The 25,798-nt window shown below is 57.6% G+C and carries 30 protein-coding genes and 1 tRNA gene; 14 read left to right on the top strand and 17 right to left on the bottom strand.

The features are described from left to right. The first annotated feature begins 5 nt into the window (after positions 1 to 5). Together ACLB1Z_RS03585 and ACLB1Z_RS03580 are read left to right on the top strand one after the other, a co-directional pair. Positions 6 to 221, top strand: a complete 216-nt coding sequence (locus tag ACLB1Z_RS03585) for a YbdD/YjiX family protein (RefSeq protein WP_409562076.1) — start codon at positions 6 to 8, stop codon at positions 219 to 221. Between the two features lie 61 nt (positions 222 to 282). Then, entirely contained in the window at positions 283 to 2,103 is a 1,821-nt protein-coding gene (locus tag ACLB1Z_RS03580; RefSeq protein ID WP_409562075.1) for an ABC-F family ATP-binding cassette domain-containing protein, read from the top strand. Positions 2,104 to 2,181: 78 nt separating this feature from the next. Here ACLB1Z_RS03580 and pqqA read toward each other — a convergent pair whose 3' ends face one another. Continuing rightward, on the bottom strand, positions 2,182 to 2,271 hold the full coding sequence (gene pqqA / locus ACLB1Z_RS03575; protein WP_015598624.1) for a pyrroloquinoline quinone precursor peptide PqqA: 90 nt from the start codon (positions 2,269 to 2,271) through the stop codon (positions 2,182 to 2,184). A gap of 152 nt (positions 2,272 to 2,423) precedes the next feature. Then, positions 2,424 to 3,113, bottom strand: coding sequence for a hypothetical protein (locus tag ACLB1Z_RS03570; RefSeq protein ID WP_409562074.1), 690 nt, complete (start codon positions 3,111 to 3,113; stop codon positions 2,424 to 2,426). 266 nt (positions 3,114 to 3,379) lie between these two features. Here ACLB1Z_RS03570 and ACLB1Z_RS03565 point away from each other — a divergent pair, with 266 nt between their 5' ends. Further along, complete coding sequence (locus ACLB1Z_RS03565) at positions 3,380 to 3,823, top strand: Hsp20 family protein (protein WP_409562073.1); 444 nt, start codon at positions 3,380 to 3,382, stop codon at positions 3,821 to 3,823. Between the two features lie 140 nt (positions 3,824 to 3,963). Continuing rightward, on the top strand, positions 3,964 to 4,251 hold the full coding sequence (locus ACLB1Z_RS03560) for a DUF1150 domain-containing protein (protein ID WP_013946167.1): 288 nt from the start codon (positions 3,964 to 3,966) through the stop codon (positions 4,249 to 4,251). A 141-nt stretch (positions 4,252 to 4,392) separates the two neighbouring features. On the opposite strand, the gene ACLB1Z_RS03555 is transcribed toward ACLB1Z_RS03560, so the two are convergent. After that, the gene (locus ACLB1Z_RS03555; RefSeq protein WP_409562072.1) at positions 4,393 to 5,367 is read right to left on the bottom strand and encodes a complex I NDUFA9 subunit family protein; all 975 of its coding nucleotides are present in this window, start codon (positions 5,365 to 5,367) and stop codon (positions 4,393 to 4,395) included. A gap of 198 nt (positions 5,368 to 5,565) precedes the next feature. On the opposite strand from ACLB1Z_RS03555, the gene ACLB1Z_RS03550 reads away from it, so the two are divergent. The 5 genes from ACLB1Z_RS03550 (at position 5,566) to ACLB1Z_RS03530 (ending at position 8,519) form a co-directional block, all read left to right on the top strand. Then, positions 5,566 to 5,651 (top strand) — tRNA-Leu (locus tag ACLB1Z_RS03550). A gap of 428 nt (positions 5,652 to 6,079) precedes the next feature. Beyond that, a complete protein-coding gene (locus ACLB1Z_RS03545; protein WP_013946145.1) occupies positions 6,080 to 6,388 on the top strand; it encodes a hypothetical protein in 309 nt (102 codons plus the stop codon). Positions 6,389 to 6,682: 294 nt separating this feature from the next. After that, complete coding sequence (locus ACLB1Z_RS03540) at positions 6,683 to 7,300, top strand: response regulator (RefSeq protein ID WP_409562071.1); 618 nt, start codon at positions 6,683 to 6,685, stop codon at positions 7,298 to 7,300. 211 nt (positions 7,301 to 7,511) lie between these two features. Then, entirely contained in the window at positions 7,512 to 7,919 is a 408-nt protein-coding gene (locus ACLB1Z_RS03535) for an EF-hand domain-containing protein (protein WP_409562070.1), read from the top strand. A 216-nt stretch (positions 7,920 to 8,135) separates the two neighbouring features. Continuing rightward, entirely contained in the window at positions 8,136 to 8,519 is a 384-nt protein-coding gene (locus ACLB1Z_RS03530) for a hypothetical protein (protein WP_409562069.1), read from the top strand. Positions 8,520 to 8,543: 24 nt separating this feature from the next. On the opposite strand, the gene ACLB1Z_RS03525 is transcribed toward ACLB1Z_RS03530, so the two are convergent. The 13 genes from ACLB1Z_RS03525 to ACLB1Z_RS03465 all read right to left on the bottom strand — a co-directional run bounded on the left by ACLB1Z_RS03525 (position 8,544) and on the right by ACLB1Z_RS03465 (position 20,033). After that, on the bottom strand, positions 8,544 to 8,786 hold the full coding sequence (locus tag ACLB1Z_RS03525) for a hypothetical protein (RefSeq protein ID WP_409562068.1): 243 nt from the start codon (positions 8,784 to 8,786) through the stop codon (positions 8,544 to 8,546). A gap of 76 nt (positions 8,787 to 8,862) precedes the next feature. Beyond that, entirely contained in the window at positions 8,863 to 9,828 is a 966-nt protein-coding gene (locus tag ACLB1Z_RS03520; RefSeq protein ID WP_409562067.1) for a YncE family protein, read from the bottom strand. Then, positions 9,825 to 10,361 (bottom strand): SRPBCC family protein, encoded by a 537-nt coding sequence (locus ACLB1Z_RS03515; protein ID WP_409562066.1) that lies wholly within the window; start codon positions 10,359 to 10,361, stop codon positions 9,825 to 9,827. The genes ACLB1Z_RS03520 and ACLB1Z_RS03515 overlap by 4 nt, the downstream gene beginning before the upstream one ends. Beyond that, the gene (locus ACLB1Z_RS03510; RefSeq protein WP_409562065.1) at positions 10,351 to 11,376 is read right to left on the bottom strand and encodes a vWA domain-containing protein; all 1,026 of its coding nucleotides are present in this window, start codon (positions 11,374 to 11,376) and stop codon (positions 10,351 to 10,353) included. Before ACLB1Z_RS03510 ends, ACLB1Z_RS03515 begins: the two co-directional genes overlap by 11 nt. Next, entirely contained in the window at positions 11,373 to 11,954 is a 582-nt protein-coding gene (locus tag ACLB1Z_RS03505) for a hypothetical protein (RefSeq protein WP_409562064.1), read from the bottom strand. Before ACLB1Z_RS03505 ends, ACLB1Z_RS03510 begins: the two co-directional genes overlap by 4 nt. Next, entirely contained in the window at positions 11,944 to 12,948 is a 1,005-nt protein-coding gene (locus ACLB1Z_RS03500; protein WP_409562063.1) for a vWA domain-containing protein, read from the bottom strand. The genes ACLB1Z_RS03505 and ACLB1Z_RS03500 overlap by 11 nt, the downstream gene beginning before the upstream one ends. Beyond that, a complete protein-coding gene (locus ACLB1Z_RS03495; protein WP_409562062.1) occupies positions 12,945 to 13,919 on the bottom strand; it encodes a nonribosomal peptide synthetase MxaA in 975 nt (324 codons plus the stop codon). The genes ACLB1Z_RS03500 and ACLB1Z_RS03495 overlap by 4 nt, the downstream gene beginning before the upstream one ends. Beyond that, positions 13,919 to 14,776, bottom strand: a complete 858-nt coding sequence (locus ACLB1Z_RS03490; RefSeq protein ID WP_409562061.1) for a VWA domain-containing protein — start codon at positions 14,774 to 14,776, stop codon at positions 13,919 to 13,921. The genes ACLB1Z_RS03495 and ACLB1Z_RS03490 overlap by 1 nt, the downstream gene beginning before the upstream one ends. Next, entirely contained in the window at positions 14,773 to 15,831 is a 1,059-nt protein-coding gene (locus ACLB1Z_RS03485; RefSeq protein ID WP_409562060.1) for an AAA family ATPase, read from the bottom strand. Before ACLB1Z_RS03485 ends, ACLB1Z_RS03490 begins: the two co-directional genes overlap by 4 nt. Positions 15,832 to 16,001: 170 nt before the next feature. Next, positions 16,002 to 16,301 carry a methanol dehydrogenase [cytochrome c] subunit gene (locus tag ACLB1Z_RS03480; RefSeq protein WP_013946132.1) on the bottom strand — a complete coding sequence of 100 codons (300 nt, stop codon included), beginning with the start codon at positions 16,299 to 16,301 and terminating at the stop codon, positions 16,002 to 16,004. A 101-nt stretch (positions 16,302 to 16,402) separates the two neighbouring features. Continuing rightward, positions 16,403 to 16,984, bottom strand: a complete 582-nt coding sequence (gene moxG / locus ACLB1Z_RS03475) for a cytochrome c(L), periplasmic (RefSeq protein WP_409562059.1) — start codon at positions 16,982 to 16,984, stop codon at positions 16,403 to 16,405. 53 nt (positions 16,985 to 17,037) lie between these two features. After that, positions 17,038 to 17,946, bottom strand: coding sequence for a methanol oxidation system protein MoxJ (moxJ, locus tag ACLB1Z_RS03470; RefSeq protein WP_409562058.1), 909 nt, complete (start codon positions 17,944 to 17,946; stop codon positions 17,038 to 17,040). Between the two features lie 227 nt (positions 17,947 to 18,173). Continuing rightward, positions 18,174 to 20,033 (bottom strand): methanol/ethanol family PQQ-dependent dehydrogenase, encoded by a 1,860-nt coding sequence (locus tag ACLB1Z_RS03465; protein ID WP_409563222.1) that lies wholly within the window; start codon positions 20,031 to 20,033, stop codon positions 18,174 to 18,176. Between the two features lie 403 nt (positions 20,034 to 20,436). Here ACLB1Z_RS03465 and ACLB1Z_RS03460 point away from each other — a divergent pair, with 403 nt between their 5' ends. From ACLB1Z_RS03460 to ACLB1Z_RS03440, 5 genes are all read left to right on the top strand, one after another. Then, positions 20,437 to 20,937, top strand: a complete 501-nt coding sequence (locus ACLB1Z_RS03460; RefSeq protein WP_409562057.1) for a hypothetical protein — start codon at positions 20,437 to 20,439, stop codon at positions 20,935 to 20,937. 106 nt (positions 20,938 to 21,043) lie between these two features. After that, complete coding sequence (locus tag ACLB1Z_RS03455; protein ID WP_409562056.1) at positions 21,044 to 22,420, top strand: ATP-binding protein; 1,377 nt, start codon at positions 21,044 to 21,046, stop codon at positions 22,418 to 22,420. Next, complete coding sequence (locus ACLB1Z_RS03450) at positions 22,417 to 23,106, top strand: response regulator transcription factor (protein ID WP_409562055.1); 690 nt, start codon at positions 22,417 to 22,419, stop codon at positions 23,104 to 23,106. The genes ACLB1Z_RS03455 and ACLB1Z_RS03450 overlap by 4 nt, the downstream gene beginning before the upstream one ends. Positions 23,107 to 23,197: 91 nt before the next feature. Continuing rightward, positions 23,198 to 23,842, top strand: a complete 645-nt coding sequence (locus tag ACLB1Z_RS03445) for a hypothetical protein (RefSeq protein WP_409562054.1) — start codon at positions 23,198 to 23,200, stop codon at positions 23,840 to 23,842. 53 nt (positions 23,843 to 23,895) lie between these two features. Further along, on the top strand, positions 23,896 to 24,510 hold the full coding sequence (locus ACLB1Z_RS03440) for a DUF3617 domain-containing protein (RefSeq protein ID WP_409562053.1): 615 nt from the start codon (positions 23,896 to 23,898) through the stop codon (positions 24,508 to 24,510). Positions 24,511 to 24,656: 146 nt separating this feature from the next. On the opposite strand, the gene ACLB1Z_RS03435 is transcribed toward ACLB1Z_RS03440, so the two are convergent. Beyond that, positions 24,657 to 25,709: a phenylacetaldoxime dehydratase family protein gene (locus tag ACLB1Z_RS03435; RefSeq protein ID WP_409562052.1), complete on the bottom strand. Its 1,053-nt coding sequence runs from the start codon at positions 25,707 to 25,709 to the stop codon at positions 24,657 to 24,659. Positions 25,710 to 25,798: the final 89 nt, after the last annotated feature.

The following is a 25,798-nucleotide window of genomic DNA, read 5'->3' as shown; positions in this document are numbered from 1 at the left end:
GCCCCATGCGCGAAACCGTCACGGCTCCGATTTTCAGGCTCTGCCGGCGCATCGTCCGCACCGCACGCCTCATGGTCGGCATTCCCGATTATGACGCTTACGTCGCACACCGCCGCCACGCGCACCCCGGCGAGCCGGTCATGAACTACGAGGCCTTTTTCCGCGAACGACAGGCGAGCCGCTACGGCGAGGGCAGCGGCAAAATCAACCGCTGCTGCTGACGGACGCACGGGGCGCGAGGTTGCGATTGATCCCGCACGCATCCCCCGCTACGAGGGGCGCATGGCACCTCCCCTAATTACCCTCAAAGACATCAACCTGACGTTCGGCGGCACCCCGCTGCTTGAAGGCGCGGAACTGACGGTCGCGCCCGGCGACCGCATCTGCCTCGTCGGCCGCAACGGCTCCGGCAAATCGACGTTGCTGAAAATCGCCGCCGGCCTCGTCGAACCAGACAGCGGCGAGCGCTTCGCCCATCCCAGCGCCAGCCTTCGTTATCTGCCGCAAGAAGCCGACTTCAATGGCTTCTCAACCGTCCGCGATTATGTCGTCGCTGGCCTCGGCCCGACTGATGACCCTTATCAGGCGGAGTATCTTTTGGCCGAGCTTGGCCTTTCAGGAGACAGCGAGCCGCAGCATCTTTCGGGCGGCGAATCCCGCCGTGCGGCTCTGGCCCGTGTCATTGCCGCCAAGCCCGACGTTCTGCTGCTCGATGAGCCGACGAACCACCTCGACCTGACCGCCATCGAATGGCTTGAAACAACACTCCTCGGCATGCGCTCGGCGCTGCTTCTCATTAGCCACGACCGGCGCTTTCTCGAAAACCTGTCGCGCGCCACCGTCTGGCTCGACCGCGGCAAGACCCGGCGGCTCGAACAAGGCTTCGCTGCTTTCGAAGACTGGCGCGATAAGGTTCTCGAAGAAGACGAGATCGAGCGCCACAAGCTCGACCGCAAGATCGTCCGCGAAGACCAGTGGATGCACGGCGGCGTCACCGGACGGCGCAAGCGCAACGTCCGCCGCGTGCGTGAGCTTCGCGCCCTGCGCCAGGAGGTCCGAGAGCAGCGCCATGTCGTCGGCAGCGTCCGCCTCGACGCTGCGGAAGGCAGCATCTCCGGCAAGCTTGTCGCCGAGGCGACCGGCATTTCGAAGAGCTACGAAGGCGTCGATATCATCAAGAATCTCGACCTGCGGATCATGCGCGGCGATCGGCTCGGTATCGTTGGTCCGAACGGTGCAGGCAAAACGACGCTCATCAAGCTTTTGACCGGCCAGATCGCACCGGACAGCGGCACGATCCGCCACGGCGCCAATCTCGAAGTTGTCGCGCTCGACCAGCGCCGCGACGAACTCAATCCGAATTGGACCGTCGCGGATGCCTTGACCGGCGGCCGCGGCGACCAGGTCGTCATCAATGGCAAGGCACGTCACGTCGCGAGCTACATGAAGGACTTTCTGTTCCTTCCCGAGCAGCGGCTGTCACCCATCCGTGTGCTCTCAGGCGGAGAGCGCGCCCGTCTGATGTTGGCTCGCGCGCTCGCAAAGCCCTCGAATGTCCTCGTGCTCGATGAGCCGACGAACGATCTCGATCTCGAAACGCTCGATCTGCTGCAAGAATTGCTGTCGGATTACGGCGGCACGATTCTCCTCGTCAGCCACGATCGCGATTTTCTCGACCGAATTGTAACGAGCGTATTGGCCCCGACCGGAAACGGGAATTGGACCGAATATGCCGGCGGATATTCCGATATGCTCGCCCAACGCAAAGGCGATGCTTTAGAGAAAGATCAAAAACAAGCGGCATCACCAGCAAAATCGTCGGAAGGCAACACTGCATCTTCCGCCGCCGCGCCCGCAAGACAGAAGCTGTCCTTCAAGGACAAGCACGCGCTATCGACGCTTCCCGGCGAGATCGCAAAGCTTGAGACGGAAATCAAAACTCTCGGCGCCAAACTCGCCGACGCCGAGCTTTTCACCCGCGACCGCGCCGCATTCGATAAGACAAGCGAACGCCTGCAACAGGCTCAGCAGCAGCTCGAAACCGCTGAAACGCTTTGGCTGGAACTGGAAGAAAAGCGCGAGGCGATCGAAAATTCTGGCTGAGTTCCGCTCAAACAAAAGCGACGGCCGAGTGCCCTCGACCGCCGCTCAAAGTTCGACCTAAGCCGACATCACCTAAAGTTAGATGACGTCGATCTCAGCCGGGAGGTAGCTGGTCACTTCGAGACCAACTTCCTGCTCGCGAACTTCGGGCTTCGACCACGTCTTCATGGGTTCCTCCAAGAGTGGTTAGTCCACGCTTCACAACGTGAGCTACCTATATCGTCAAACCAACGGGGGCCAATCGTATTTGCCATAATCGCTCATAAGCGCGCCTAATAACATTATAACACTTCGCTTTGGCGAATTGATATGCGAGCTGCCTATTGCTTGGCAGCCCATTGATCTTTCACCTCATCGCATCGCTTGCCGATGAACGTGTTCACTTCTTCGACAATAGAGCCCGATAGAATGTTCACGGTATTGTCAGCAGCCGTCGCGGTCCAAAGCGCGCTTTTGATCAGAGTAGGCGCTTCAATCTTGCCCCACTCGGCCTTTGCGCTGACGGCTTTGCCGTCCTCGAACGTCACCTTCGGCGTCAGCTCAAACGAGAAGTCCGTGGGACCCTTCCTCTCGCTTGCGATCGAACACGTCACGGTATGCTTGGCGAACTGGATTTCCGCTTTCGGCTCAGCCATCGCCTTGACGAGGTCGGCCCTCTTCACGTTGAGGTCCATCGAGCAATGCGCACCCTCGTACGGCCAAGTGATCTTCACCTTGCTGACAAGCTTCGCCAACTGCTCCTTCCGCCAGCTCTTGATGACGTGGCAGGCGATATCAGGACCGGATGCATCTTTTGAGTGAAAGGCACGACAAAGGTCGACCTTGCACGCCTTCCGCGCCTCCTTCTCGGCTTTCTCCTCCGGCGTCAGCGGACCGTCAGGGTCGCCGAGAACGGTCCCGGAGTCTCCGGCGACGGCCGGCTTGGCCGCATCCTGAGCCATTACGGCCGAACCGGCTGAAAGAGAGAAAAAGGCTAAAACCGAGACAAAGAGCGCAGAAGCCGGCGTCATAGATTCCCCACGCAACCCGAGCTGAAAAAGCTCTGCGTCTTCGCGGCCAAGGCAGGCAGCACTAAGGCGGAATTCCAGATAATCCCTGATTTCCGGCTCCCCGAGGCGCCAGCGACACGCCCGGTCCGCGCGACGTCTCCTGCCGCTTGAAGACCGGTCACCGGTTCCCATATCTTCATCAAATCGCCGGGCAGTTGTGACGGCGAGGCAGATGGCCGCAAGGCATCTGGGAATAGGACGTTGGTCGCTTGCTTAAGGACCTTCATATGACGCGTGTAACGGCACTTTCGAACCCCCTGCTTCTGGGTTTTGAAGAGATCGAGCGGTTGGTTGACCGCGCGACCAAAGGCGGGGATGGTTACCCACCGTACAATATAGAAAGGGTCGCCAAGGACGGCGATTCCGGTGAGCTTTTGCGGATCACCCTGGCTGTAGCTGGGTTTACGCGTGACGACCTCGAGATAACGCTCGAAGACAAACAATTGACGGTTCGTGGCAAGCAGCAGGACGATAAGGCTCGCGATTATCTCTACCGGGGCATCGCATCCCGGCAGTTTTCGCGAACGTTCGTCCTTGCAGACGGCATCGAGGTCAAAAGCGCAGAGCTTGCGAATGGCCTCCTGGCCGTCGACTTGCAGCGGCTTGAGCCTGAGCGCCTCGTACGCCGGATTGAGATCGGAGCGGCCAAGCCAACCAAAAGCCGCACCTGAGCTGAGTCTTTCGCGTCACAGCGCAAGCGACCGAATCGTCGGAGGATCGGAGCAGACGAGCAGATCGAGAGGCCCCTGTGTGGGCCGCGGTTCCCGGTTTGCGATGAGAGCCCGGCCTCGACACAAGGAGGAAGAGCGTCATGAATACTAAGTCCACCGCGAAATCTGCCGACATCCACGATGCCGTCGCGCCGGTCATGAGCGAACTGGAGCTTGCACGGCTTGGCGGCGGCGAGGTCGCTTACATCAAGACATTGACCTCGGACGAAGCTCTGGAAATGTTTCCGCAGATCGAAGGCTTGCCAAAGGGCATCCCTCTGTTCTCGCTGCATGCGGCTGACGGCACGCCCATCGCGTTGACCGATACGCTGCAGGCCGCAATCGGGCATGCTCAGGAAGACGAGTTGTCGATCGCACCGCTACACTGACCCGCGGCTGAACGGGCGACGTATAAATCGTCCGCCGGCCCACAGGGGGGTGCTATGAACCGGCAGGGGGCCGCCCAAAGGCATGGGCGGCCGGCGTGCCGAAGGCTTTCGCGCTTACAGGCAGCGCAGCTTAAGCAAAGCTCACGGATGGTAATGGGCGTACTGGCCCCGTGCCTTGAAACGCTCAAGATACGCTGGAACCACGCCATCGACGGCGGCTGGCCGCGGAACGTCGAGCGCCATGATTGTCCGACCGTCCTTTTTGGCACCCTCAGACACCACATTATCTGACTGCAGCAACCGGACCTGATCGACCGTCATCGGCCGAAGCTTATTCGGCAGCGGCCAGGTCAGCGCAGCCATGAGCTTGGCCATCCAGAATGGAATGGGCAGCAAAAGCCGCTTGCGATCCGAATAGTCGAGCGTCAGCTTCAAAAGCTCCTTGAAGGTCGAAACCTGCGGCCCGCCAAGTTCGTAGGTCGTGCCAGGCGTACCCGCGCCAGTTGCCGCCGCCGCAGCAGCATGACCGACGTCGCCGACGAACACCGGCTGGAACTTCGTAACGCCGCCGCCAATCAGAGGCAGAAACGGACTAACCCGCGCCATAGCGGCGAAGCGATTGAAGAACTCGTCCTCCGGACCGAAAATGATCGACGGCCTCAGCACCATAGCGCCTGGGAAGCCAGCGAACATCGCCTCCTCGCCCAGCGCCTTCGTCTGGGCGTACTTGGCCGGCGAGGTCTTATCCGCGCCGATAGCCGAGATGTGAACAAGGCGCTCGGCGCCCGCCGCCTTCGCGGCTTTCGCGATCCTGGCGGCGCCTTCAACGTGGATCGCGTCGAAGGATTGTGCCCCTGTCGGCGCCAAAATCCCCACAGCGTTGATGACGACGTCAGCCCCCTCGACGGCCCGCGCCACCGAATCGGCAAATCTCAGATTGGCCTGGACCGGAAAGATCTGCCCGACGACGCCCATGGGTTGCAGATAGCCCGCGAGATCCGGTCTGCGGACCGCAGCACGCACCCGGTATCCCTTTCGCGCCAGCGACCACACGATATGACGCCCGACGAACCCGGACCCGCCGAAAACCGTCGCTAGTTTACCGTTTCCTGCCATTCGAAACCTCGCTGCAGCCGTCGGCCGGCCTCCCGGCCAGCCTCACATCTAGCGAGCCTGAGCGACCGTGTGAAGCACACGAAGGACGACTTTACCCGCAATCTGGCCTGGCTCAGGCGATGTGGCCCCAAAAGCCTGCGAGATGCATACGTCACGCAATTGACTTCCGCTGCGGACCAATTTACCTGACACCCGCAAGCCCAGATGGCGGAATTGGTAGACGCACTAGTTTCAGGTACTAGCGCTCACAAGGCGTGGAGGTTCGAGTCCTCTTCTGGGCACCAGCAATGCAACGGCCGAAGAATCCAGCACAGGCGGGCCGACTGCCGAGCCGTACGCGAACTCAGTCCGTTTGCGCTGGCGTGCGGAGGTTGCATTGAAGTCCTCAGCACGCGGCGCCATGGTATTCGCGAGTTTCGACTTCAGGTCCTCGTGCTAAAGATAACTGTCGCGCGAGCGCGCATTCCTATTGCTTCGGGGATGAACGCAATCTGTTTGTCGGGCAGCGGCGACGGGTTTCGGTACCAATAATCGCTTTGCGCGTCCTCGCTGAACGCGCGTCCCGTTCGCACTTACCAACTCTCCCATCCAGAATTGCCACGCATGCCATTGCCTGTGCGCTCTCGCCGCGTGTTGCTTGGTATGCGCCGTGGCACTCGGCTACGCCACCGCGCAACAAGCAGAAAAAGCAATAAGATTGGGAGTAAACACCATGCTCAAGAGACTGGCGGCCGTAGCGGCCACGTTTGTCCTCGCCTCCACCGTTTATGCGTCGGCTGACGAATGGGGCGAGAAGTTCAAGATGATCGACACCGATGGCAACGGTTCCATCAGCCGCACGGAGTGGGAAGCAAACTGGACGAAGCTCAAGATTGATCCAGCCCCTACCTTCACGGCAATGGACGCAGACTCAAACAACAGCGTCGATACGGACGAATGGGTGACCGCCCAGAAGATGGTGAAGGCATTCCCTGAGGGGTGCAAATCGTCTTCGGAATCCTGGTGCCCGAAGCAGTACTAACAGCCTGTACTTTTAGTTCGCGCCGGGCGACCGAATTCATCGGAACGCCCGGCGTACGATTTCCCAAGATTTCTGCGAGTCATTTTCCTGCTCCGCCGTTTGCACATATCCGGGTGATTTCGCCGGCAACAGAAACCCCTTTTCATATGACGTCGGCAATCATTGCCGATCGGGCGGCATGGGACAAAATTCGCCATGTCGAGGGAAAAAATCCCTTTAAATTCGGCATTGATAATCGGTTCTCGCTCGTTAGAACGGCTTGGGCTCGGATGCTTGAGGTGAGCGCAACCAACCGTGAAGCTTCTCATCGTCGAGGATCACCCGATCGTCATATCCGGCTGCCGAGCGCTCTTTTCTCAAATCGATGGGATGGCGATCGTCGAAGCGCGAACGGCAGCAGAAGCACGGCTCGCAATGCCGCGCGAAGATCCTGATGTGACGATCATCGACATCAATCTTCCGGATGGCTCGGGCCTTGAGCTGACACGTGAGTTCGTCGGCCACGACCGCGAAGCTCGCATCGTCGTCTTCTCGACGAGCGATACGCCGATCCTTGCGATTCAGGCGATCCAGGCCGGCGCAAGAGGCTACGTCAGCAAGACCGGCGGCTCGACCGATCTGCGCGAGGCCGTGCTGGCGGTCGCCCGCGGCGATACGTGGATCTCGGATGATCTCGTGCAGGAGATGGCGCTGCTCCGGGCACAAAACCATCAAACAGAAACGCTTCTCAGCGAGCGCGAGCAGCTCGTCCTGCGAATGCTGGCGCGCGGCCGAAGCATGGCCGAGATCGCCAACGATATTTCCGTGTCCTATAAGACCGTCGCATCGGATTGTGCGATCCTCCGGAAAAAGCTCGGCGCCCGCACTTCGACCGAAATGGTTCGAATTGCCCTTGAAATGAAGCTGATCTGAAAGCTGCCGAGCGGTTGCGATATTCGCCGAGCCGGACAGCGATCTGGGAAATAATTCCCGATATTTCTTCCTATTTATCACCTTAATTCGGGAAGTTATCCTCTGTTAGCGTGCTGTCAGTATGCATCTCGGAGGGAAGTAGTCCTCTGAGCTTAAGAAACGACTTCGAAACGGGGGCCGTTTCGTATCGCCCATAGAGGAGTTTTTCGAAATGAAATTTGGATTATTGGGTGTCGCAGCACTGGTGGCAGGCGCCGCATTGGCGTCCGTTCACTACGCACACCCGGCCATCGCCGCTTCGGCATCTCTGACCGCGCTTGATCCCGACAACGACGGCACGGTCGATGTGCCGGAAGCCAAAGCTGCCGCGACAAAACTCTTCACCAAGCTGGACCCCGACAAGGACGGAACCCTTGATGGCAAAGAGCTGTCCGGCCGCGTTGACGAAGCCGGTCTGAAAGCTGCTGACCCCGATAACGATGGCACGCTCGATCAGAACGAATACGACGCGATCGTTGTGGAGCGCTTCAAGGCTGCCGATCCCGATAGTGACGGCACGCTCGACGACAAAGAGCTAGCCTCGGATGCCGGGAAATCATTCCTGCTTCTTGTTGAGTAAATTTCCTCGGCTGTCTGGATCGCATGCAAGTCGCGGCCAGGCAGCCTCTTTTCCTGTGTGTGCACTGAGATTTCGAGACGCATGTGACGCCGCTGCAGTTGAGATCTACCGATTCTTCCCTCACGCTTTCAGGAAATTGAGAAGAAGGGTCTCGGAGGCGCGCGCTCGAGGTTTGGGTTCACCCAGTTTGTGAACGTTTAGCCTTTGGAGAAGCCCATGCCTCTCGTAAGCATTTCACGGATTGCTCTCCTTATTTCAACCGTCACCCTTTGCGCCGCAGCACCCGCTCGCTCCGACGACCCGGTACGGGTCTCAGGCTATTTCTGCGGTCAAAAGCACGAACAGGTCGCTTTTCTTCAGCGGGAAGCTGCGGGCGACTCGGAAGAGATCGCAGCCAATGAGGTAAACAAGGTGGTTGGCAAACAGACCTGCGCCTACTTTCTTCCCGCCAATGCCATTCCCGTGAAAGACGAAACCGTGATGAGCAACGGCCTCGTCTATAAGATGCAGAGCTTTATTTTCTTACCAGAGAAGGTCGAACGTTGGACCGGCACCTACTTCGGCTCGATGCAATCGACCAGGACCTTCAGCGAGCTCTGATCCCTCCTCGACGAAGCCGCACACCTAAAGATGCTTACTACTCGAGGGATCGACCGGCTTGCTGTCATCGGGTCGGCATGGCTCCGCAGACGCACGGCATTTGAACGTGTTGAAAGGTCCCGCGTGGCACGAGACGGATTTGTTCTTCGCGTGGTCCCACTCTTGATAACCCTCGCCGAGCGCACCGGCGCGGGATGTCCACCATGTCGTCGCAGCGGATTTGGCTTCGGCTTCGGTCTTGCCCGATGCAACGCCGCTTTTAACCATCGCGCCACAGAGCAATTCAGCGTGGCCGGTGCTGGGTGCTGCCCCAGCTGCAACCACGATGGTAAGCGCGATGGCGCTAATGTTCCACAGCGCCGGCAATAACCATCCGCGGTCCGCTAGGACATTTGATCTTCTTGATCTCGACATTGCTGGCAAGATCGAGAACTGAAATGGTGTTTGAAAACCAGTTCGCCACATAGGCTTTTCTCCCATTGTGCAGCACGGCCACGCCTTCCGGATAGCGCCCGACCTTGATCTCGGCGCGCGATGCATACGTTTGCGCATTGAAGATCGAGACGGTTCCGCCGTGTTGGTTGGAAACGAGGATTTCTGAATTGTCGTCGGTGATGGTCACGCCATAAGGCATAGCGCTTGTCGCGGGCGTCGAGACGATCTTCAGAGTTTTCGTATCGATGATCGACAGCGTCGCGGCTTGGACGTTGGCGACCGCCAGTTGTTTTTCGTCCGGACTTATTGCCAATGCGAACGGCGCACGGCCGACGGGAATTTCCGCCAGAATTTTGAAATTCTTTGTGTCGATAACTGCGACATTGTTCGATTCACGATCGGCAACGAAAAGCCGTCTGCCATCTCCCGTTGCAACAAGATGAGCCGGCGAGCGCCCCACGGTAAACATCGCTTCGGCCGCGCCGGTCGTCTCATCGACGATAGAAATGCGATTGGCGCTCCAGTCGCCTACAAAAAGGCGGCCCGCATTGTCGGACGCAATGCCGAATGGCTGGCCGCCGACCTTTAGGGTCGCCAAGACAACGCGCCGGTCAAGATCGATGACGGCAATCTCGCCGCTGTCGGGAAGCGTTGCGAAGGCTTTGCGTGATTTCGCATCGATCGTGAAGGCTGCCGGCTTCCCGGTAATGGCGACCTTCGCCGCAATTTCGTCGGAGGACGTGTCGATGACAGAAAGAATGCCGTCGTCTTGACTGAGAACGTAGACGCTTTGCGGTGAGGCCATCGCCACTGCGCCTTTCAGCGCAATGGCGATGGTGCTCAAAAGGGCAGCGACGGGAAGACGTGCCCTCATTTACCTTCAACTTTCGCCTTGAGGCCTGCGAGGCCGGCTTTAATGTATTCGGTCGATCCCTTGACTGCCGCTTCGTCATTCTGATCGTCCGCCGGCTCGTTGCCGGTATCGAAGCGATAGAGACGCGAGATCCACTCGACCTCGCTACCTCCGTCGGCAGCGGGCTGCACGATAATCGCATCGGAATACGAACTGACCGGGAGAGCCTTGAGGTCTTCGTTTTGCAGGCGGTAGTCGATCTCCATCGCCTTGTCGTCGATAGCATCAAGGCTGTCGATGAGCGTTCCGCCAGACTTTAGCGTCAGCGTTCTGGTCGTGTCGTCGCCGCTCCCTTCGACCTTGATATTCGTGACCCACGGATGCCACGTCCCGATGGACGCAAAGTCTTTCACGACTTTCCAGACGTCAGCGGGTGGGGCGGAAATCGTAATTTTCTCGTCCACTTTTTGTGGCGTCGGGCCATGCGCCCACGCAGCACTCGAGAACGAAAGAACAGCAGCGATAACGAGAAGTGGACGTAACTTAATTGCCATAAACCAAGGCTCCTTTGGGATGGGACGTAAAGCCGAACTTCAAGAGGTGGCGGAGATTGGGGAAACGCACCGTCTCGAACAGTGAAAATGCGTAGAGTGCGAGCAGCAGCAGAAGCGCCGCGAGCGCGGGGACGTGGGACATATTCGTATCCACCGGCACGAGCCGAGGTTCCGTTGCTGAGAGAAGACGCGGCGCCAGCGAATTGACGTGCTGAAGCTCGGCGTATTGCAGGCCCGTACGCCGCGCGAGGTCTTCCAGATGCCCCGTTTTTACCGACGACAATTGTTCGTCGCCGGTCGCGGACATGGCACCAAACGGAGCGTTGCGCGGATTGTATCCTTCGCGCGTCTCGGCATCTGGCGGCGGCGCCCCGATTCGATTGTCCTGCGGAACGTCAGTTTCGCTGTAGACGCCGGCTTGCCGTCCCTCGTCATCGAATTTTGGGATCGGCGTTTTTTCCGTTCCTCCGACGCCGACGATCAAGCCCTTTACAGCACCCGGCTTGCCATCGAAATCCGGAACGCCCGTGAAGGGCAGAGGCGGCGCTTCATGTCCGTCAGTCAGAAATAGAAGATCCGATTTCAAGCTCTGAGCGATGTCGATACCCGAATAGAGGCCCAGGGCGATATAGCTGTCGCCCGCCCACGCCATGCGCCAATCGAGATCCGAGATTGCCCCTTCGAGTGCATCGTAGTTGGCGCAGATCTCGGCCGGATCGAAGAGGAGATACGAAATGCGCTCCGTAAAGACGCCGAGACCGAGACGTGAGTCGCAGGGAAGATCCTGCATCAGATTGACGAGCGCAGTCTTGGCGGATTCCAGACGATCCTGCGATCCGCGCGGGTTTCCCATGTCGCGCGTGTTCATGCTACCGGTGATATCTATGATTGCCAAAACGTCGGCGATGCGCTGGTTGCGCACGAGATGGAAGCCGATCATCGCGGCAATAGTCAGTGCCAGCGCGCCGGTGAGCAAAGCTGTTCGGCGATCGAATTCAATCCCGAAGAAAGTCATGGCAACCCCTTCGGAATGCCGGGCAGATCCGTCCATAATTTTTTTGGTGCGTCAGGCGATTCTTTATCGGGATTATCCGCTTGCGGCAGGTCACGCACGATCCGCATGGCAACGTCGATGTTATAGCGCGCATCCCAGTTTGCCGGATCGAGTTTGAGGGCGAGGCGATATTCGGATTTCGCCAAATTGACGAGCGCAGCCGCTCCATCGAGATCCCCCTTGCGAACGGCCTCGGCCGCGAGCAGCGTTCTGGAATTGGCGATATTGTAAAGCGCAGCCGCATGAATGGCCCGGGGAACCCTTTCGACCGACGAACTCAAGGTTGCTTGCGCATCATCGATTTGATCGCGTCGCAAAGATTCATTTATGCGCGCCAGAATCTCCTGCGCCGTCGCGGTTCGAACGTTGATCGCAGCATCACTCCGTGCCAGGAGTTGGCGGATCGTGCTGTTAGCGCGTTCGGCTCGGAAGAAGTCATCGGCGGCGTATCCAAACCAAACCGCGCACAACAGCGTGAGAAACCAAAGAATTTTTCTGCGCTGATCCGATAAAAGCGTGATGAAGCGGTCAACGAGCATGCGCGCCTCCGGGCATGGCGTGGAGCGAGCGGGCGCAGAGCTTCGCAGCAAGAAGAAGAGCTAAAGCCAGCGCCGCATACCCGTATGCCCATCGCGACAGGTCGTATTGCGGGATGCGCTCGGTGTAGACGATTGGCGTCTGCTCAAGCTTGCCGATATCTTTGATGGCGGCTTTGACCGCATCAGCGTTCTCCGCTTCATAAGCACGGTAGGGAATGCGCAAACTCTGAAAGAACTTGTTGAGGTGACGTTCGGGGAGCGCCTGCGGCGTATCCTCTGCATCGGACGGAGGAGTGGCGAACATGCTGTTCGAACCTTCGGTGCGCAGATAGAGGAAATAGAGATGGACGGGGCGCCGGGCGAAATCCGTTCGCAACGCCTCCTGCACGCGCCGCCCCACGACCGCGACGCCGTCCGAGACCAGAACGATAGCGCGCGAACCAGGCAGAACATCTTCGTCGATCATGCTGAGCGCCATGCCGAGGCCGCGGCCGACATCCGTGAACGCGAGACCCGGCCGGTCGATCGCATCGATTGCATTGAGAACGACGCCTTTGTGATCGGTAATCGGCACTACATGTAGCGGCGCAGTTGAAAATTCGGCGATACCGAACCGGTCATGTTTGCGTTCCACGACGAAATCCTTGAGCAGCCGCTTGGCCGCCGCCGATTTCGATTCTTCTGCTCCGCTGGGCTGACGACCTGCGAAGGTATCATTCATGCTGGCGGAACGGTCTATCAACAGCACGATGTGCGCGCCCTGTCCAAAGCGCTCGATCTTGCGTTCACGCAGCGCAATTCCCGACAGTCCGAGAACGATGCCACCAATGGCGAGCACTCCCGCAAATCGCAGTGCCCAAGTCAGAACTTGCGAAAGCCGGTCAATCGGGAGGTCCGCAAGCGAAGGGTAGCCCTCCTGCTTCTGTGTCCCGAGAAAGAGCGGGATAAGCATCAGCGGCAGCAAATATAAGCCGAGCGGGTTCGTAAAAATCATGCCGCCGCTCTTTCTTCGCGTGCAAGATCGCCGGCCAGCCTCTTCACGCTTTCTAATGGGAAGCGATCCTCGGCGGTGCGTCGATCGTCGCCGAAGAAATAAAGGCGCGAACTTTCGAAAAAAGCTTTGAGCCGCGGTGCCAGCCCTTCAAAGCGCGGATGTTCTCGCGTGAACGCTGAAGCGTCTTCGGCAAATAATCGATGACCGGCCGCTTCGTCGAAAGCGCGATGCAGAATGAGAAGTGCCTCACGATAGGAAGCGTCGCCCACCCCATAGGGCAGGAGGTCCCGGATCTGGCGGTCGGCTTGCGTAAACGGACGGCCGGCGCGTTTCTTGAACGGCCAGATGGCATAATGCCAAAGCAGCAGTAGCCCACAGCCGAGAAGCGCGAGACCCGAAAACGCAAGCATTTTTTCTTTGGAGGCGACTGGAATCTCGTGTGCCTGCACGTTAGGACGCAGGACGTCCGAAAGTTCTTTCGTCTTTTCGGGCATGAGATCGTTCAAAACGAGATTGCGAAGCGGCGAGAGGGTCAGGCGCAGAGCAGGAACCGACGCGGAATATTTCTTCGCAGCTTCTTCCGAGTCATTCGGGGCAGTTTCATCCGGCGCAACACTCGTCGGATTTTTGAACTTCAGCGGGAAGGCCGGGATGTCGAGTTCAGTTGCCTCGATCGCGGAATAGAAAATCTGATACTTCAGCTTGATATCGTAGATCCGCCGCCCGTCAGCTTCGCGCTCTGTGTGGTCGATGGAAACCAAGTCGAGCCAGTACGTCAGGGAACCGGGCCGTGGAAGTGCCGCCGTAAAGAGTTCGGTGTTACCGCTGGTGACGACTTGAACGTCGCGTTCGAGCATATCTCCGATAAAATAACCGAACGTTCGCGGCTCATAGATGTTGACGGCGTCTATGGCCGCCACCGCCGGGCGAATGCCGATCAGAATGAATACGATCATCCAAAAGATGCGCATCAGGCGACCCCGTAGAGAAGATAGGCGGTAAGGCGCATCCAATCGATCAAATCGCGAATGGTGAACATCTCGCGAGCGTTCGCGTCGAGGACGCGCGTGATGCGATCGCGCCGCTCGTTTCGCAGCGTCAACCATTTCGCTTTCAATGATGGACGCATGGCGACAAGACGATGCCGTCCGGTTTCAAGGTCGCGAAGATTGAGCAGACCCCAACGCGGCAAGTCCTCAATCTCAAGACTGTCGCGCAACTCGATTGGCACGACGTCGTGGAAGGCGAGCGCCTCGGCTGCAGCCCGCGCCCCCTCTTCAGGCCACAAAAAATCGGAAACAATGAAGACAAGCTTGCGCGATCCGGCAATTGCCGCACCGGCTTCGGCGATCCCTTCAATTCCTTGGTGCTCGGCTTTTGCGTGGCGAAGCCGGTCAATGGCGTCCAGGTGCGCCGCGCGTGACAGCGTCTTCCAGAGCAAGAGGTCTTGGCGCAACACGCTGTCAAACGGCAGCAATGCAAAGGTATCGCCGGTACGTTCGGTGCAAATCGCAAGCGCTTCGGCAATATCTGCCGCAAGGGACATCTTGTTGCAGTGGCCTTCGAAGGCCATCGAAGCTGAAACATCGACGAGAACGACGACATCAATCGCGCTCGGCTGTTCGGCGCGACGGACAAGAAGACGTTCGAAAGGGTCGCTCAACGAGGCGCGAACGGCGATGCGCCTCGGATCAGGAAACGCGGTCAGCGGAACGACATCGCGGAACAGGCCGCTGCTTCCCGACAGATAGCTCTTGTTCGCGCCGACGCGGACGCCGCTCGTACGCCAGGGTATGGCATAAGCGAGATCGCGCGCGGCGTCGTTCATGGCGTCGGTACCTTGGCGAACACGCCTCTGATAAGCGACCGAATGATGTCATCGCGTCGAAGTTCATAGACCGGCGCAAGGAAGATGCGGTGCGCCATGCACTCAGAGAAAATCTCGCGAATATCCTCCGGCACGACCATGTCTCTGCCGGAGAGCCACGCCTGCACGCGCGCCGCTCGGATTAGATAACTCATGCCGCGCGGGCTGGCTCCGCCCGCCACGAGACGCGTGATGTCGACGTTTGTAATATCAATGCCGGCCTTCGCGGGTTCGCGCACGGCGGTCCAGAGATCGAGAACGTAGCTCTCCAGCGCCGGGCTTACGATGATGCTGTTCTGAATGACCTTGGAAAGCGCATTCAGACGCCGGTAGCCGATCACGCCTTCCCTGAGTGATGAAATAAGCGCGTCGACATCATGGAACTTCGTCTCAAAGAGCAAGTCTCGGCGCGCCGTATTGTCTGTCGGGGTAGCAATGCCAACTTCCATCAGAAAGCGATCGCGTGCCGCGGCAGGCAGCTCAAAGGTTTCCTCACGCTCGATGCGATTGCGATCAGCAAAGACGAGCAGATTGGGAAAATAGTGTTCCTTGTTGAAGGCCGTGATACTGCGCTCGGCCATCAATCGCAGCAGCAGCGAATGCACCTGAGGGCGCGCCCGGTTGATTTCGTTGAAAAAGAAAACCGAGAGATCGCTGCCATGGCGAAGAACGGGACCCGGATCGACGCGTGGCTTACCCTCTTCGTTAAGAAACGTATGATAGATCATGTCAGAAGGCATTAGATCGATCGTGCCTTCGATACGCTCGTAAGCACCACCGAGCGCTCGAGCCACTGCGCGCAGGAGCGTTGTCTTGCCGACGCCGACGTCGCCCTCCAGAAGAACATGCCCGCGCGCGAATACGGCAATTGTCAGGAGACGGATTGCCCGTTCTTGGCCGACGACAGCTTTCGCGATTTCCTGCTCGAAGTCGCGAGCATCGCAGCGCCAGCTTTCGAGGTTAATTGGTTCGGACATATCGGCAGTAGGCTGCCGATCAAGCGTTGGGCGATTCATTATTCTTGTTCCCAAGCGTGGCGTGCTCAGCCGGCCGAACGACTGGACGTCAGATTTAAGTTCGGACGAAAAGGGGGGTGCTGTTTTGGGCAGCACCCCAGATACCTCGGAGAGGAAATTTTTTCGTCCTGCAAGCGTCGCAAGATCCGAGGATTATTTATCCGCCTCGACTATTGGATTTTCGAGACGTCGTAGACCCACTTGCCGGTCTTCTTGAAGTTCTCAGCGCGCTTCGCATTCCGCTCTTCCATGGCAGCCATGGATTCGCTCTGCTTCGCGAGCTGCTTCGGGTCGTGCTTCGGATCGAACTTCGTACCCTTGATCTTTTCGGGGAAGCCGGGCTTCGGCTCCCAGCAGTTGCCCGGAGCGCGGCAGTGCGTGCCATCGTAGGCCATGGCCGCGGGTGCCATCGCGCCAGCGAGGCCGGCAAATGCAATTCCGGCAACGAGCGTGAGTGAAAGGTTCTTCATAGGCATTCCTCCATTTTTCTACTCGTCTTCGGACGGTCTGATCCGTCCTTGTTGTTCCGTACCAGCCAAGCCCTGTGAGGCAGCCCTAATCAGGACATGAGCTAGTTGCCGGAAATCTTGCATTGCTGCTTCGCAGCGGCAGCGCGTCCCGTTTTTTCCCATTCGTCGATATTGAAGACTTTGAAGTTCTTCTTCTGCTCGTCCGTCAGCCACTGGGCGTCTTTGACGTCGTCCTTCTGGATGTGGCGGATCCAAGCGATGAGCTTCAACATGTCGTCGAGCTCGATGTCTTGGCCGTGCGGACCCATCATGCCGTTGGCACCGCCGAAGATGGTCTCAAACAGACCCTTGTCAGTCTCGTTCTTCGGATAGGTCCAGTAGGAATCGTTGAGACCCGGACCGACCTTGCCTTCGCCGATATGCCCGTGGCAGCCCGAGCAGGACTCGAGAAAAACCTCTTCGCCTTTGGGTAGGCAGCCTGGAACTTCGACGTAGGCATCCACACCGGTTTCCAGGAACTTCTTGACCGCAGGGGTATCACGGCCTTCCTTCGGTGCCGTGCCATCGACGTCCAGGGTTTCACCAGTAATGGTATTCTGAAAAACCTGTTGGGCATTGGCCATCTGCGCACCCGCGATCAACGACCATACGACAGCGCCGGCTGCCAGAATTCCAAATCTCATCTGCAATTTCTCTTCCACTCTTCTTCGATTGCCGATCTGCGGGACATCTGTCTTCAGGTCGGCGGTTGAGGCGCTTCGAAGGGAATTCCTTCGTCTTTCAGAACCGCATCGATTTTCTTCTGTATGCCCGGAAGGGCGGTGTTTATCGCGGCCATCAGATCTTTCTCGTCTTTGCGGACGGCGAATGACTGGTCGAAATGAAACGGAACGCGCTGGCCATCGTCGCGAACATTATTATCGGGAATGACAGTCAACTTGAGCGCGTCATTCGCCTTGACGTAACGCGCGACTTCCGGCGCGAAACCGATGGCGAGCTCGGATTTTCCCGAAGCCACTTCGCCGACCATCCGATCTGGCGGAACGCGCGTGTAGGAGTTGCGCTTATCCTTGAAGTTGGTCAGCGACGACACGTAGTTGATATTGTCGTTATAAAGATCGAGCTTGGTAATCATCGTTTCGGCGGGCGTGCCTTGCACGAAGCCAATCGGATTTGCCTTGACGATATCGGGACTATCAAAGCTGTCGATCTTCAGCGGCGAGTCCTTGCGCTGAATGAAAACATAGGCCGCTCGATAATAGGGCTTCGACGTCAGAACGCGGGGATCGTTGGTATCCGTTCCGATAATGACATCGCAAAGATTTTTATCGAGCTGATCGCGCACCGCGTAGATGGCGTCTTTTTGAGACCAGACAAATTCAGCTTTTCGCCCCAAGCTATCCGCAAGAATTTTGGCGATCTTATTTTCGAAGCCGGACTCGTCATCCGCCGAATACGGCAGTTCTTTCGCGGCCGCGCAGACACGCAGGACATTTTTGTCCTCCGCCGAAGCAGGCTTTGCATCATCCGACATCGACGGATTGAAAGCTGCGAGTGCGAATAGCGAAACACTGATGGCAGCCGCGACTTGCCAAAGATGCGAAACAAATGTCCGCGAATGAGCGGTCTCTAATTCGGGAGCCATGATTTGAACAAGGCCTTTCAAATCGGTCTGGCGGTTGCTCGCGCCTCGCGCGGGATCAAGCGCTGTTGCCGGAAATTCGAATGCATTGCTCGCGAGGCAGATAGCCGTCGTTGTGAAGCGAATAATCGACTATCGCCGCGCGGCTCGGGTCCTTTTCGGACACGAGAGATATCCAGTGGGCTATGGCGTCGGTGAAGATCGCCGATGCCATAGCCCAAGGCTGATTATCAGCCCTTCTCGTATTCGCCGACGTTGACGTCGTCGTAGGGGTTCTTGCCGTCAAGCGAGAACACTTCGACGCTGCCGCCCATCTGCGTGTAGTTCTGGAGTTGCTTGAAGGCGCCAACCGCACCGAGACCAGCGGTCGGATCCTGGAGGTCGAACACCAGACCGACGCCCGGCCAACCACCAACGCCCGACATGATAGCAATGTACTGGATGCCATTGTGCTCGTACGTCATCGGGTAACCGATCACGCCCGACGGCAACTTGTGCTTCCAGAGCAGCTCACCGGTGTCCGAGTTGCGTGCTTTGATGAAGCCATCAAGCGTACCGTAAAACACCAGGTTGCCAGCGGTTGCGAGCGTGCCGCCCCAAACCGAGAAGCGCTCCATGTGCTCCCACTTGTACTTGCCGGTGATTGCGTTGTAGGCCTTGATTTGACCGAGGCCCAGGAAGTTCTGGCGATCACCCTTCGGACCTGGGTACATCCACAACGTTGCACCAACGAAGAACTGACCTGCGCGGTAGGGAAGCATGAAGGGCTCCCAGTCCATGCAGATGTGGTTGATACCCATGAAGAACAGCTGCTTCTTGGGATCATAAGAGTCGTGACCCTGGTTGTGGTAACCCATGGCCGAGGGGCAGATGTCCGTGCCCTTGTGGTTCATGTAGGTACCGTATTCAGGATCGCGAACCGGAAGGCCGGTCTTCAGGTCGACCGTCTTGAAGACGTTGACCGTATCGTCGAGCTTGTTCGCCGAGATGAGGTCGCCGTTTGAACGATCAAGCGTGTAGACGATGCCGTTACGATCGGGATGCGTCAGAAGCTTGCGCTCCTTGCCGTCTTTGTCTTTCTGCTCAGAGAGCATCATGACGTTGACGCCAGCGAAGTCCCACTCGTCGTGAGGCGTCTTCTGGTAGCCGAACTTCAACTCACCGGTGTCGGCATCGCGGGCCATGATCGTCATGGTCCACTTGTTATCGCCCGGACGCATCGTTTCGTTCCACGGAGCGGGGTTGCCCGAGCCGTAGTAAATCAGGTTGAGCGATGGATCGTAGGCATACCAACCCCAGTTGGTGCCGCCGCCGATTTTCCAAGCGTCACCTTCCCAAGTCGCAAGGCCAAGGCCCTTTTGACCGTAGTGCGGGTTCGCCTTATTGAAGTCATCGCCGATACCGATATCGGCGTCCGGACCGGTCGCGTACTTGCGCCAGACTTGTTCGCCGGTTTTGACGTTATAGGCGGTTGTGTAGCCGCGAACGCCGAGTTCGGCGCCCGAAGAACCGACGATTGCCAGATCCTTCACGACGTACGGAGCCTGGGTTTCGGTCTGGCCGACTTTGATATCGGCGTTTTCGACTTTCCAGTATTCTTCGCCCGTCTTGGCGTTAAGCGCGACGAGGTGACCGTCGAGCTGGGTCTTTATGATCAACGCCGGTACCTTCCCGTCGCCCGGCCAATAAGCCAGACCGCGGTTCACGAGATCGCAGCACGCCACGGAACGAGCGGCTGGGTTCTGCTTCGGGCTATGCTGCCAAAGGATGTGGCCCGGATCGTTGAGATCAAGAGCAAAAGTCTTGTTGGGGAATGAGGTATGAACGTACATCACACCATCGACGACGAGCGGAGCGCCTTCATGGCCGTGCAGCTCACCGGTCGAGAACGACCAAGCATGCTTCAACTGCTTGACGTTGCCGACGTTGATTTGGTCGTCTTCGCTGTAGTTATTCGAGTCGTAATTCCGACCCGGCATCACCCAGTTGTCTTTGCTCTTCGACAGTTCAACTAGCTTGTCATTCGCGTAAGCGCTGGTTGCGACGCCGAGCTGCATAGCGGCGGCTATCGCCATGCAGGACGCCGACATCAGCATTGAGGTGCCAACGACTTTTTTCATGCCCATTTAACCTCGCGTTTCCTAAACCCAGCTTTTTCTTATTCGGCCGAGGCGACTTCCCTTGTGAAACGAAGGGGTACTTTTGCCGTCCCGACCCTCTGAGGCACGAGCGGAATACGGGCAAAAGTCTCACCCGAGGCCACTCTTAGATGCGTGCTGCGCGTTCGGATCGCTGGTCGTCCGATGGTTGCGCGATCAGCACGGGCCGGACCGTAACGATGTAGCCTTGCGAGGTCTTCAGATTGATCGGCAAATTGGGCCGGGAAGTTTTGGCAAAGAAGACTGCAGACGTTGTCCTGGTAGTCTCTGCGCGCGTCTGTCATAGCTGGCGATGAGAGAATGAAAACCACCTGTAAAAGCGCAAATAATCGTGATGACCCATCGCCTTTCCATCTTTGCACTGGCCCTCGTGATTGCCGCCGGCTTAAACGGATGCAGTGACGAACAACCGACACAGCACCAAGCAGAACACCGTTCCGGGCTGACGAAGGTCGGCACGAAGAGCTGGTTGACGGAACAGGACGACGTGAGGCCGGAGATCTGGTTGATTGAGCATGAGTCGAAGAGTGACGGGAAAGTTGCCGCCTCAAAATCGGGAGAAGTTCGCCGTGCTCTGATCGAGGCGTCCGAAAAGTTTAACGACTCGCCACGCATGGTCGCGAACCGCGCTGTCCAGCTCGAAGATATGCTGAAAGGTGCGGGCGGCGATGAAACCGCCATCAGCTTGATTACTATGTTGAACAACGCAATCGCCGCCAATCGGATCGAGAGTTTCGGCGCGGCGGGACAGCAGTATTACAATTTGCGCAAAGCCGGATTCACCGGCGAGCAGGCGCTCGATGCGCTTTCGAAACGTTATGGTTCCCGCAGTTGACGTAATGCAAACGACATCGCGTTTATCCGGTTTCGCTGCCCGCTTGCGAAAGGCGGCATGGTTTAGTCGCTCCATCCGGCAGCAAGTTCTGCTCGCGATTTCCGCGATGCTTTTTCTTGCGACCGTACTGATGGGAGCAACCGCCGTCCTCAATGGCCGCCAATCCGTGAACGTCGAAATCGAAGCGTCGATGGATACGGCGGAAGGCTATCTGCGCGAGCTTGTTCGGCGGATCAACGCCGAAAATCATCTCTCCGACCTCGATAATCTCGTTGCCCACGAAATTCAGCATCTGCGTCATGCCCGCGTTTACGTTGAAGATCCGGGCAAGCCGATGCGCGTCCTGCGATCACCGGAAACGGTGTCCGATATCGATGACGCCAATGATCGCACGCCCGACTGGTTCGAGGCACTGATGATGCCTAAAGGCGGCAACGATCACACACGCGTCATCAGCATAGAGCCGAATGGTCGATCGCTCATTTTGAAGGGTGATCCAGATGACGAGATCGCGGAGAAATGGGAGCAGCTCTCAGCCTTCGCCACCGTTGCGCTTATTGCAATCGTCTTCGCTGTGTTGGCTTTCTACGTCGTTCTCGGCCGTATTCTTAATCCGCTGACGGACCTTGCCAAGGGACTGGTAGCGCTTGAAGCGGGTGAGCGATCGCGCCGCCTTGATATTCCGAAAGTGAGTGAGGTCGCCGACATTGCCGTAAAGTTTAATTCGCTAGCCGCCTCTCTTGATCAGGCGCGCGAAGAAAACGGCGAGCTTTACCGCCAGATACAATCTGTTCAGGAAGACGAACGCCGTGAAATCGCGCGCGAACTCCACGATGAGGCCGGCCCCTGTCTCTTCGGAATTACCGCGAACGCCGAATCGATCAGCCGTCTCACCGAGGCACTTGGCGAAAACAGTGCCGAGCCCATTCGAAAAAGAACGGATGAGATCCTGTCGATTTCCTCGCGTCTCAAGGCGATGAATCGCGCGCTTTTGAAGCGCCTTCATCCTGTCTCCGTCGGCAAAGTGCCTCTCTCTGCGCTCATTCAAGATCTCGTCTATGATTTCGAACGGCGCCATCCCAACGTTCGCATCGGCCTTTCGGTCACCCCGCTCATCAGGCCCTACGGTGAGCGCATCGACCTCACCGTCTATCGCTCAACACAAGAGGCGCTGACGAATGCCATTCGGCATGGTCAGGCGACGCACATTGTCGTCCAACTTCGCGAAGAGGCCAGCCAAGGCGCCGGCAGCGATCATGATGCAATCGCCCTGCGCATCAGCGACGATGGCGTTGGCCTGAAGCCCGACGTGCAAGCAGGCTTCGGATTATCCGCGATGAGAGAGCGCGTTCTGGCAGCGGGGGGCAGCCTTGTCATCGCCGGTCACGAACCCCACGGCACCACGATTTCAATCAAAATCCCGTTGCGGCCCCGAGATCTTCACGGTGGTTCCGTCAACGCATTTTCCCAGGCGACCGCATGACCAAAATTCTCGTGATCGACGACCATCCCATCGTGCTGCAGGGCTGCCGCCGCGTTCTTGAAGATGCCGGCATCGATGACATCATGCTCGCGTCAAATCTCATTGAGGGATTTCGCGCCTATCGCCACGATAAACCCGATCTCATCATCATCGACCTTGCAATCAAGAAAGGTGTGCTCGGAGGGCTATCGTTTATCCGCCGCCTTCGCATCCACGACAAGCACACGCCGATACTCGTGCTGACGATGCACGAAGACCCCATGATCGCCAGCCAATCGCTGCGACTCGGTGCTAATGGCTACATCCTAAAAGATACATCGTCCGTAGATATCGTGAAGGCACTGCAGGCCGTGCGCCAGGGCAAGGCGTTTCTGAGTCATGCCATTGCCTCCGCGATTGCTGTGATGGAAACAAAAGGTCGGACCAACCCCCTCAACGGCATGACGTTGCGCGAATTGCAAACGTTGGAGTTGATTGCCCAAGGCAAGCAATATGCTGCTATCGCCGACGAATTGCACGTCAGCTACAAAACAATTGCAAATACATGCTCCCAAATCAAAACGAAGCTTGGCGTAAAATCGCTCCCCGAGCTGATGCGCATTGCCATCGATCACCTGCCTGAAATGTCGGGGCAGAGAATAAACGATCGTTCTGCGCCGCCAATGCGCCTCGGGAAGGTTTGGTAGCTCGAATTGCAGTGACTTGGCATGTGTTCCTGGGCCATCCGTTCGACTGTAAAAATACAAGAACTTCGGAAACGGCTCGGGTAGGATTCTCATGAGATTTTTTGTTATCGGATTATTGGCCTTCATCGCCGGTCCGGCTTTCGCCGATCAGTCGTGCAAGGACCAAGTCGATGCGGCGTTCGCAAAGCTACGAGAGGCAAAAGCATTCCGTCTTGAAACCACGATTACGAATGCTGACGGTTCGTTGAAGATGAAAGCCGATTACATTCTTCCCGATCGGATGCACCAAATCGTCGAGGTCTCGAACCAGCCGATGCCTATGGAGATGATCGTGATCGGCAAGCGCGCCTGGTCCAATCAGCAAGGCGTCTGGGCGGAGTTGCCTCAATCGTTCGCGGATACCGTCGCCAATCAGATCAAGGAAACGGTCGCGCAACCTCCGAAAGTCGGCACCGACTATAAGTGCGCCGGCAACAAGGATTTCGAAGGCAAAACCTACGCAGTCTACCAAGGCACTCTTGCGATGCCGCTCACAGCCGACGCGAAGGACAAGGGACCGCGCGTCTCTGCCGTGTCGGTGCCGAACCAGCAAAGCGTTTACATCGATAAGACCACAGGCTTGCCGGCACGCAACATCGTTACGCCGGTCACCGATCCAACCAAGCGGCTATTCGACGGAACGTTCACAGTCATGCCCAATCTGACGATCGAGCCGCCGGCAGTAACCGCCAACTGAAGCGTGGCAGACCCCGGTCACCGAGTGGCGGTTGATGCCATCGCCTATAACAGGTGGCCGACGACAAGATCGCGATGCGCGAGGCGCGCCAGACCTTCTACCGTCAGATCATAGACCGACCGTGGATGTGTCGTTCGCGCAATCAGAATGACGCTCAACTGCAATCGGTTCTCACGCAGCGACAGCCGGAAACCCGGCTACGCAAATCGGAAGCGACAGAAATGGGTTTTTCTCGTCTTCGAATTTCAGTTTTTTTCTCGTGCCTAATGGCTGCCAGTTCCGCAGCGGTAGCCACTCAGCTGCCTGTTCGAAAAGCCGGGCACTGGCAGCTGACGACGGTTGCGGCGACGGTTGGTATGAAAACATTCGACGCGTGCATCACAAGAAATGATCCGATTGTGACCGGGATAGGTAAAAAGAATTGCACGGCGTCCGGCGTTAGAGTTCTTGGCGATGAGCGATACGTTGACGTGGTTTGTACGACCGGCGCGGGCAAAGAAACGACCAGCACAGTACTTACTGGCAATTTTTCAACGTGGTACCGCGCCATGTCCAAGATCACGTTCGATCCGCCGCAAGACGGCGTTGCTCACATGGGTGTGACGATCGACGGGAAATATCTTGGACCGGATTGTCCGTCGAATATGTCCACTGGGAACGTGAGATAGACTCAATTACTTGGCTTGCCGCAATGTCCGCGGTCTACTTCGAACAGATCTTTGCAAGAAACCTCAGCAAACAACTATGCTCCCGCAGACGTGGCGAATTTGTCCGCTGAGGTGTATCTCCATTTTCATTCCATCAAATTCTGCCGTCAGATCGCGCGCATAAGACCGGTCTGCGGATGGCAGTTGATATACTCGTAGTATTGGTTCGCACCATCGAATACCGACACTTCGTGATAGAGCGTCAAATTTTTGAATTTCTTTGCCAGCCGGTTGAACGTGACGAAGATCTGAAGGTGCGTTTGGTGCGTTGCGCCCCATGTTTCAAGTGCCGAAACCGATCGCCAGAGGCTGTATCCAAATCCTCTCTCGGTTTTGTTCCCATTCTCATCCATATGATGGAGATAGCGGTTGCAATAGCAGCCGACCTCGAGTCCGTCGTCACGCAGATAGTTCATGCCTGCGTGAAGGACCGGTTCGATTTCCTCGTACCACGTGCGACGTTCTTCGCCCTCGGTCGTGCTCCAGTCTTCGCCGGAACGAATGAGCGTAAGATTATCATGCCCATTGATAATCACTCGTCCACCCAACGCCGGAGATCCAGAGTTAAGCGAGAGTTCGCCCTCCGGGTCCATCGTACTGGTCTGCGACAACGGCAGCCGATCGCGCATCGAGCCCCAATAACCGTGCTCGATGATCGGTTCGCTCATCTTGCCGAAAAGCACGCTAACGCCCTCGAACGGACCGTGCTCATGCGTGAAGATGGTTTCAAATTGCTCCATGCGTGGACGCAGGATTTCACGGAAGTAGCCAACGCCTTCAGTGAGGCGCTTATCTGACGCCCACCAATTTGCGATAGCGGGACTTTCATTCCATTTATGAAACGTATCAGAATCGAGCCAGTAGCCGACGGCAATGGCGTTGAAATACCCTTGGGCGTCGATGAAACGGACCAAGTCGTATCGTGCCGGCCCGTTCTGCTCTTTAAACGAGGCGACGATGTTCTGAAGCGCTGCGAGCGCCTGCTCTTTCTTCTCCTCCCCCTCGACCTGCACGCCGAAATACGACATCACGATACTTTCTATCGAGGGATCCGGGCGCGAGGAAAACGCCGGCACCGGCGGAACCCATTTATCGCTCACTTGGCGCGTGCGGGTTCGCGGACAGCGCAGATGGCTGGGTATCGATGAATCCAAAGTCATAGCAGCTTCCTCCCGACTTTCACTAGGCTGCAGAGCAGCATCAATCGTTGCACCTCCTAAGAGGGCTTTTGCGATCGACGGGAAAAGAG

It is taken from the genome of Hyphomicrobium sp. MC8b, from assembly GCF_905067615.1.
Classification (GTDB): domain Bacteria; phylum Pseudomonadota; class Alphaproteobacteria; order Rhizobiales; family Hyphomicrobiaceae; genus Hyphomicrobium_B.
This window is presented reverse-complemented; position numbering and strand designations above follow the sequence as displayed.

What these genes read in the sequence shown, in the direction of transcription:
- ACLB1Z_RS03445 (WP_409562054.1), top strand. Translation starts at nt 23,198, where the DNA reads ATGAGATTTTTTGTTATCGGATTATTGGCCTTCATCGCCGGTCCGGCT.
- ACLB1Z_RS03435 (WP_409562052.1), bottom strand. Translation starts at nt 25,709, where the DNA reads ATGACTTTGGATTCATCGATACCCAGCCATCTGCGCTGTCCGCGAACC.
- moxJ (WP_409562058.1), bottom strand. Translation starts at nt 17,946, where the DNA reads ATGGCTCCCGAATTAGAGACCGCTCATTCGCGGACATTTGTTTCGCAT.
- moxG (WP_409562059.1), bottom strand. Translation starts at nt 16,984, where the DNA reads ATGAGATTTGGAATTCTGGCAGCCGGCGCTGTCGTATGGTCGTTGATC.
- pqqA (WP_015598624.1), bottom strand. Translation starts at nt 2,271, where the DNA reads ATGAAGACGTGGTCGAAGCCCGAAGTTCGCGAGCAGGAAGTTGGTCTC.
- ACLB1Z_RS03515 (WP_409562066.1), bottom strand. Translation starts at nt 10,361, where the DNA reads ATGGCAATTAAGTTACGTCCACTTCTCGTTATCGCTGCTGTTCTTTCG.
- ACLB1Z_RS03480 (WP_013946132.1), bottom strand. Translation starts at nt 16,301, where the DNA reads ATGAAGAACCTTTCACTCACGCTCGTTGCCGGAATTGCATTTGCCGGC.
- ACLB1Z_RS03520 (WP_409562067.1), bottom strand. Translation starts at nt 9,828, where the DNA reads ATGAGGGCACGTCTTCCCGTCGCTGCCCTTTTGAGCACCATCGCCATT.
- ACLB1Z_RS03490 (WP_409562061.1), bottom strand. Translation starts at nt 14,776, where the DNA reads ATGAACGACGCCGCGCGCGATCTCGCTTATGCCATACCCTGGCGTACG.
- ACLB1Z_RS03585 (WP_409562076.1), top strand. Translation starts at nt 6, where the DNA reads ATGCGCGAAACCGTCACGGCTCCGATTTTCAGGCTCTGCCGGCGCATC.
- ACLB1Z_RS03455 (WP_409562056.1), top strand. Translation starts at nt 21,044, where the DNA reads ATGCTTTTTCTTGCGACCGTACTGATGGGAGCAACCGCCGTCCTCAAT.
- ACLB1Z_RS03460 (WP_409562057.1), top strand. Translation starts at nt 20,437, where the DNA reads ATGACCCATCGCCTTTCCATCTTTGCACTGGCCCTCGTGATTGCCGCC.
- ACLB1Z_RS03530 (WP_409562069.1), top strand. Translation starts at nt 8,136, where the DNA reads ATGCCTCTCGTAAGCATTTCACGGATTGCTCTCCTTATTTCAACCGTC.
- ACLB1Z_RS03545 (WP_013946145.1), top strand. Translation starts at nt 6,080, where the DNA reads ATGCTCAAGAGACTGGCGGCCGTAGCGGCCACGTTTGTCCTCGCCTCC.
- ACLB1Z_RS03565 (WP_409562073.1), top strand. Translation starts at nt 3,380, where the DNA reads ATGACGCGTGTAACGGCACTTTCGAACCCCCTGCTTCTGGGTTTTGAA.
- ACLB1Z_RS03465 (WP_409563222.1), bottom strand. Translation starts at nt 20,033, where the DNA reads ATGTCGGCGTCCTGCATGGCGATAGCCGCCGCTATGCAGCTCGGCGTC.
- ACLB1Z_RS03500 (WP_409562063.1), bottom strand. Translation starts at nt 12,948, where the DNA reads ATGATTTTTACGAACCCGCTCGGCTTATATTTGCTGCCGCTGATGCTT.
- ACLB1Z_RS03570 (WP_409562074.1), bottom strand. Translation starts at nt 3,113, where the DNA reads ATGACGCCGGCTTCTGCGCTCTTTGTCTCGGTTTTAGCCTTTTTCTCT.
- ACLB1Z_RS03495 (WP_409562062.1), bottom strand. Translation starts at nt 13,919, where the DNA reads ATGCGCATCTTTTGGATGATCGTATTCATTCTGATCGGCATTCGCCCG.
- ACLB1Z_RS03505 (WP_409562064.1), bottom strand. Translation starts at nt 11,954, where the DNA reads ATGCTCGTTGACCGCTTCATCACGCTTTTATCGGATCAGCGCAGAAAA.
- ACLB1Z_RS03525 (WP_409562068.1), bottom strand. Translation starts at nt 8,786, where the DNA reads ATGGTTAAAAGCGGCGTTGCATCGGGCAAGACCGAAGCCGAAGCCAAA.
- ACLB1Z_RS03450 (WP_409562055.1), top strand. Translation starts at nt 22,417, where the DNA reads ATGACCAAAATTCTCGTGATCGACGACCATCCCATCGTGCTGCAGGGC.
- ACLB1Z_RS03535 (WP_409562070.1), top strand. Translation starts at nt 7,512, where the DNA reads ATGAAATTTGGATTATTGGGTGTCGCAGCACTGGTGGCAGGCGCCGCA.
- ACLB1Z_RS03555 (WP_409562072.1), bottom strand. Translation starts at nt 5,367, where the DNA reads ATGGCAGGAAACGGTAAACTAGCGACGGTTTTCGGCGGGTCCGGGTTC.
- ACLB1Z_RS03580 (WP_409562075.1), top strand. Translation starts at nt 283, where the DNA reads ATGGCACCTCCCCTAATTACCCTCAAAGACATCAACCTGACGTTCGGC.
- ACLB1Z_RS03485 (WP_409562060.1), bottom strand. Translation starts at nt 15,831, where the DNA reads ATGAATCGCCCAACGCTTGATCGGCAGCCTACTGCCGATATGTCCGAA.
- ACLB1Z_RS03560 (WP_013946167.1), top strand. Translation starts at nt 3,964, where the DNA reads ATGAATACTAAGTCCACCGCGAAATCTGCCGACATCCACGATGCCGTC.
- ACLB1Z_RS03510 (WP_409562065.1), bottom strand. Translation starts at nt 11,376, where the DNA reads ATGACTTTCTTCGGGATTGAATTCGATCGCCGAACAGCTTTGCTCACC.